Source organism: Corallococcus sp. CA047B (assembly GCF_003612065.1).
In the GTDB taxonomy this organism is placed as follows: Bacteria; Myxococcota; Myxococcia; order Myxococcales; family Myxococcaceae; genus Corallococcus; species Corallococcus praedator.
In genome coordinates, this window is record NZ_RAWD01000624.1 from 1 (window position 1) to 1,823 (window position 1,823).

2 protein-coding genes and 1 pseudogene are annotated in these 1,823 nt (G+C 66.9%); all 3 read right to left on the reverse strand.

The genetic code is table 11. The annotated features are described in order from the left end of the window. Positions 1–446, reverse strand: a pseudogene (locus tag D7X74_RS42835) (hypothetical protein); the annotation flags it as partial. Positions 447–555: 109 nt separating this feature from the next. Continuing rightward, entirely contained in the window at positions 556–1,299 is a 744-nt protein-coding gene (locus tag D7X74_RS41695; RefSeq protein WP_120538445.1) for an immunity 52 family protein, read from the reverse strand. 12 nt (positions 1,300–1,311) lie between these two features. Further along, positions 1,312–1,823: Tox-REase-5 domain-containing protein (locus D7X74_RS41700; RefSeq protein ID WP_233602486.1), on the reverse strand; the 512-nt coding region annotated here is incomplete at its 5' end.

The window sequence follows — 1,823 nt, forward strand, 5'->3', positions numbered from 1 at the left end:
GGGAAGGTGCCGAGCGTCACCGGCTTGCCCAGAAACACTGACAGCAGCCGCGTCGCCTGCCTGGGTGAGAGGGCACCGCCGGACAGCGGCCGCTCATCCCACTCCTCCAGCCCCGCCGCCGTCAGCAACTTCTCCCAGGCATCCGCCTGCATGCCGGGATTTGAGTCGCCACGAGGAGCCACCGTCGCGCGAACAGGGCTCGCGCCCGTCGCCACCTCGCGAGCGCCCTTGCGACGGTGCAGCCGTACCGGTTTCTCTGAGCCCGTAACGAACCGTGGCGGGGCGGCGGACACCTGGGAAGAGGCATCACCCGGCGGCGCTGAAGCAGGGCCGTTGGCCTCGCGTGGCGTGTAGCTCAGGCTCCGCCCCTGGTTGGACGCAGGTGTCAGCCCCGCGCAGCCGGTGACGGCCATCGCAATGCACAACAACAAGGCCTCAACGCGCATGGTCCACCCTCAGGTCCACCGAAGCGAAGGCGCCCGGTCGCTGCGTCCCGTCCTCTTCCAGCCGCTCCCCACGCGCCCCCCCACAGACAAGGGACGCAGGTCCTGACGGTCAGGGTGAAGCGGGCTGCATGAGACCCGCCCCGGCCAGCAGCTCGCGCACGTGCCGCGCCAGCGCGGTGTGCTCGGGGTTGGCCACCGTGAAGCGCTCGGGGGTCAGGATGATCAGCGTCCCCCGGTCCTCCACGGGTTCGATGCGCACGGGGGCAGGGAGCGGCGGCACGGTGCCCTGTTGACGAGAGAGGTAGGTCACCCAGCCGAGCCACTTGTCGGCCTTGCCATCCTTGTCGTCCTCATCCCGATGTGTGCGGGACATCGCCGCCACCCAATCGGGTTCCCAAGCAACCGCCATGCTGCGCACCACGCGAGCCAATGCGGGGGCCGTGAACAATCGCTCCGCATTCGCTCCCTGGCTGGGGAGCGACAAGAAGCAGGAGTTGGAAACCGCTTCCGAGTATCCACCGCAGAAGATGCGCAGGTCCGCACAGTCACGACCGGCTCCACCATTGTCGAACCAGAAGCCAAAGCCTAGTGGCTCAATGGCCGGCCCCCCTCGCTCACGGTTGGCCCCACGTCGGAACAATTCGGTGAGGGTCACGACATCCGGCGGCATGAGCGGATGCTTTCGCGCGTCTTTGCGCGACTTCGCAGGCTTGTACCAGTGGGAGAGGAACGGGTCACACTCAGCCAGAAGGTTGAGAAAGCTCGCTGTGCGACGAGCGCACTCCTCGGGAGACTCCTTGCGAGGTCCCCAGTAGGCTCCTGCAAAGAAGGTATCGGGATAGGTCACGGTCATGAGGTCCTCGACTTAGAGCGCAGGAGTGTGGAGGATTTCGACCCCCTCGACACGAGCGCGCTTGAAGAGTTCGCGGAAGGCATCGACGGCAGACTTCTCAGCGACATGCCACCGGACGGAGATGCCCATGCCACGAACCTTCTCGGCCTGTCGTCTCGCCTGATCAATCAACCCCTGGGCTCCCGAGTTCTTGAACCATTCCTTGGGCTCCAGCCCCTCGAAGAACTTCGCATAGCCCGGCCCCTTGGCTTCCCGTAGCACGCCGTCCACGAACCCGTCGAACTTCACGCCGCCGCTGTTCTTGCCCACGCCTCCGACCCAGTAGGCCTCATCCGCCGAGTGCCCCGAGATCTGCTCCTGGTAGCGCCGGGATCGCGCGGACATCGACTCCTCGGCAGGCCCCCACTTGCCGGGGCCAGGAAACGGAGTGGCCGTGTTGGCCCGCTGAAGCAGGATGGCCGCCCCGGGCCCGCCCCCCAGCACGGATGCAGCCCGCCCAACGGGTACAGCGATGCGCTCGAGGG